Genomic DNA, 3,711 nt, shown 5'->3' with positions numbered 1-3,711 from the left:
TGAGGTCGGCGCCGAGGAGCCGCTGGCCGAGTGGGAGCGCGAGCTGCTCGCCGGCGACGCAGAGAAGGTTGCCGTCGAGGCCACCGGCGGCGACGCCACGGCCGAGACCCCCGCCTCCGAGGCCACGGGCGCTGCGTCCGAGGCCGCCGAGGCGACCGAGGCCGCCGAGGCCACCACCGAGGCCACCACGGACGCGCCTGCGGCCGACGAGGCCAAGGCCTGACGTTCTTCGGTCACGCGGTCGTGTGCCGGCTCCGGCCGGGGCACGACCGCGTCCGGTGAGCGTTCGACTCCACACACACTCCGAGGGACGAACAACATGGCTAACTTCTCCGCCGCCGACGTCAAGACGCTCCGTGAGAGCACGGGCGCCGGCATGATGGACTGCAAGAAGGCGCTCGACGAGGCAGACGGCGACCTGGACAAGGCCGCCGAGCTGATCCGGATCAAGCTGGGCAAGAAGGCGGCGGAGCGCGGTGAGACCCGCGAGGCCACCGCCGGCCTGGTCGCCACCTCCGGCGGCGCGCTCGTCGAGATCAACTGCGAGACCGACTTCGTCGCCAAGGGCACCGACTTCATCGCGGTCGCCCAGCGCATCGCCGACGCGGCCGCGGCCGCCCAGGCCGGCGACGCCGAGACCCTGAAGGCCGTCGAGCTCGACGGTTCGACCGTCGGCGAGGTCGTGGCGAACCTGGCTATGACGATCGGCGAGAAGATCGAGCTCGGTCGGGTCGCCTACTTCGACGGCCCCGTCGTGGTCTACATGCACAAGCGTGCCGCTGACCTCCCGCCGGCCGTCGGCGTTCTCGTCGAGTTCGACGGCAACGAGGAGGCTGCCCGCAGCGCCGCGATGCAGATCGCCGCGATGCGCCCGCAGTACCTCTCCCGTGACGAGGTCCCCGCGGACGTCGTCGCCAAGGAGCGTGAGATCGCCGAGGCGACCTCGCGTGAGGAGGGCAAGCCCGAGCAGGCGATCGCCAAGATCACCGAGGGCCGGCTCAACGGCTTCTTCAAGGACGTCGTCCTGCTCGAGCAGCCGTCGGTCACCGAGAACAAGAAGACCGTCAAGGCCGTCCTGGCCGAGGCCGGCACCGAGCTGAAGCGGTTCGCCCGTTTCGAGGTCGGTGCCTGACCCACGGGCCAGCATGGAATAGTTTGGCGCCAGACGCACCCGAGGAGGCCGGTTCGATGATGCAGATCCTGATCATCGGACCGGCCTTCTCGTGTGCTCCCCTCCACGTCGATCGAAGGAGCCGCCCGTGACGGGCTACAAGAGAGTCCTGCTCAAGATGTCCGGCGAGGTCTTCGGTGGCGGCAAGGTCGGCGTCGACCCGGACGTCGTGCAGGCGATCGCCCGGGAGATCGCGGACGTCGCCCGGTCGGGGGTCCAGGTCGCCGTCGTCACCGGGGGTGGCAACTTCTTCCGCGGTGCCGAGCTCCAGCAGCGCGGCATGGACCGGGTGCGCGCCGACTACATGGGCATGCTCGGCATCGTGATGAACTGCCTCGCACTCCAGGACTTCCTGGAGAAGATGGGCATCGAGACGCGCGTGCAGACCGCCATCACGATGGGCCAGGTCGCGGAGCCGTACGTTCCGCGTCGCGCCATCCGGCACATGGAGAAGGGCCGCGTCGTGATCTTCGGCGCCGGGATGGGCATGCCCTTCTTCTCCACCGACACCGTCGCCGTCCAGCGTGCGCTGGAGAGCAAGTGCGACGTCGTGCTCTTCGCCAAGAGCGGCGTGGACGGGGTCTACAGCGCCGATCCCAAGGTCGACCCCGACGCCACCAAGTACGACAGCCTCACCTACGACGAGGCGATCCAGCAGGGGCTGCGGATCATGGACCAGACCGCCTTCGCACTGTGTGGCGAGAACAAGCTGCCCATGGTGGTCTTCGGCATGGAGCCCGAGGGCAACATCCTGCGCGTCGGGCAGGGTGACAAGATTGGCACGCTGGTGACTGCCGGCTGACGGTTTCCGTCACCGCAGCACCCCCCACCATCGCAACGACACAGGAGCAGCCGTGATCAACGACATCCTCAACGAGGCCGACGCCAAGATGGCCAAGTCGGTCGAGTCGACGCGCGAGGAGTTCTCGGCGATCCGAGCCGGCCGCGCGCAGCCCAGCATGTTCAGCAAGATCGTGGTCGACTACTACGGCTCGCCGACCCCGCTGCAGCAGCTCGCCTCCTTCACCGCGCCCGAGGCCCGGATCATCCTGATCCAGCCCTACGACGTGGGCGCGATGGGCAGCATCGAGCGCGCCATCCGCGACTCCGACCTCGGCGTCAACCCCTCGAACGACGGCAAGATGCTGCGTTGCGTCTTCCCCGAGCTCACCGAAGAGCGTCGCAAGGAGTACATCAAGGTGGCCAAGGCGAAGGCCGAGGACGGCCGGGTGGCCGTGCGGAACCTGCGCCGCAACGCCAAGCAGGGCCTGGAGAAGCTCGAGAAGGACGGCGAGGTCGGCAAGGACGACGTCACCGGCGCCGAGAAGCGGCTCGACTCGCTGACGAAGAAGCACACCGACGCGATCGACGAGATGCTCAAGAACAAGGAAGCCGAGCTGCTCGAAGTCTGAGCGGCCCTGACATGACGGACTCCACCCCACCTCCTGGGCCCGCCTCGGCGGAGCCCACCAAGGACCACGGCCGCGCCGGCCGCAACCTGCCGGTCGCCGTCGCCTCCGGCCTCGGCCTCCTGGCAGGCATCGGGGCCTCCCTGTTCTTCTGGAAGACCGCCTTCGTCATCGTCGTGGCGGTCGCGATCGTGGTCGCTGTCTGGGAGCTGCACCGTGGCTTCGCCGCCAAGGACATCGACCTGCCCGAGCAGCCGCTGATGGTCGGCGGTGTGGTGATGGTGCTGGTCGCCTACTTCTACGGTGCCCCGGCCCTGGTGACGGCGACGGCCGTGACCGCGCTGGCGATCATGCTGTGGCTGTTGCGTCGCGGCATCGACGGTTACGTCAAGAACGCCACAGCCTCGGTGTTCACCCTGATCTACGTGCCGTTCCTGGCCTCGTTCGTCGCCCTGCTCCTCGCCGAGGGCGATGACGGCACGACCGGCGGCTTCGACAATGCCGGCGTCCGGGCGATCATCGTCTTCATCCTGGTCACGGTCGCCTCCGACACCGGCGGCTACGTCGCCGGCGTGCTCTTCGGTCGGCACCCGATGGCGCCGGTGATCTCACCCAAGAAGTCGTGGGAGGGCTTCGCGGGCTCCACGCTCTTCTGCGTCTTCGCGGGCTGGGTGCTCGTCGTCCACCTGCTCGACGGCCGTGCCTGGGTCGGTGTGGTCCTCGGTCTGATCGTGGTCGTGATGGCCACCCTCGGCGACCTGTGCGAGTCGGTGATCAAGCGGGACCTCGGGATCAAGGACATGAGCCAGGTCATCCCCGGCCACGGCGGGCTGATGGACCGCCTCGACTCGTTGCTGGCCACCGTGGCACCGGTCTGGCTGCTGCTGCACTACCTCGTCTTCTGAGGTGGCCCTCCACCTCGTCCGGCACGGTCGTGCGCTCGCGCACCCCGGCGTGCCGGAGCATCGCTCGGAGCTCGATCCCGCCGGTTTCGACGACGTCTGGGCGCTGCGCGAGTCGGGCCGGTTGCCCGCTCGCGCCACCTGGTTCTGCGCGCCCGAGCCGGTCGTCGTGGCGACGGCGCAGCTGCTGACCGAGCAGGACGTCGGGATCCTCGAGGAACTGCGCGAG

General features: G+C 68.8%; 5 protein-coding genes and 1 pseudogene. All 6 read left to right on the top strand.

Going from position 1 to position 3,711, the window contains the following annotated elements; translation table 11 throughout:
- A pseudogene (locus tag ABZE72_RS16230) lies at nt 1-223 on the top strand (30S ribosomal protein S2); the annotation flags it as partial.
- Nucleotides 224-319: 96 nt separating this feature from the next.
- Nucleotides 320-1,132 carry a translation elongation factor Ts gene (gene tsf / locus ABZE72_RS16225; protein WP_372730073.1) on the top strand — a complete coding sequence of 271 codons (813 nt, stop codon included), beginning with the start codon at nt 320-322 and terminating at the stop codon, nt 1,130-1,132.
- 127 nt (nt 1,133-1,259) lie between these two features.
- Nucleotides 1,260-1,973: a UMP kinase gene (gene pyrH / locus ABZE72_RS16220; RefSeq protein WP_372730072.1), complete on the top strand. Its 714-nt coding sequence runs from the start codon at nt 1,260-1,262 to the stop codon at nt 1,971-1,973.
- Between the two features lie 55 nt (nt 1,974-2,028).
- Complete coding sequence (gene frr, locus ABZE72_RS16215) at nt 2,029-2,583, top strand: ribosome recycling factor (protein ID WP_372730074.1); 555 nt, start codon at nt 2,029-2,031, stop codon at nt 2,581-2,583.
- An 11-nt stretch (nt 2,584-2,594) separates the two neighbouring features.
- Nucleotides 2,595-3,485 carry a phosphatidate cytidylyltransferase gene (locus ABZE72_RS16210; protein ID WP_372730071.1) on the top strand — a complete coding sequence of 297 codons (891 nt, stop codon included), beginning with the start codon at nt 2,595-2,597 and terminating at the stop codon, nt 3,483-3,485.
- Between the two features lies 1 nt (nt 3,486).
- A partial coding sequence (locus tag ABZE72_RS16205) for a hypothetical protein (RefSeq protein ID WP_372730070.1) occupies nt 3,487-3,711 on the top strand: 225 nt, incomplete at its 3' end.

Origin of the sequence: Nocardioides sp. (assembly GCF_041600255.1) — a bacterium.
GTDB lineage: Bacteria > Actinomycetota > Actinomycetes > Propionibacteriales > Nocardioidaceae > Nocardioides.
The sequence above is the reverse complement of the archived record's forward strand: the minus strand, read 5'-3'. Positions and strand labels throughout refer to the sequence as shown.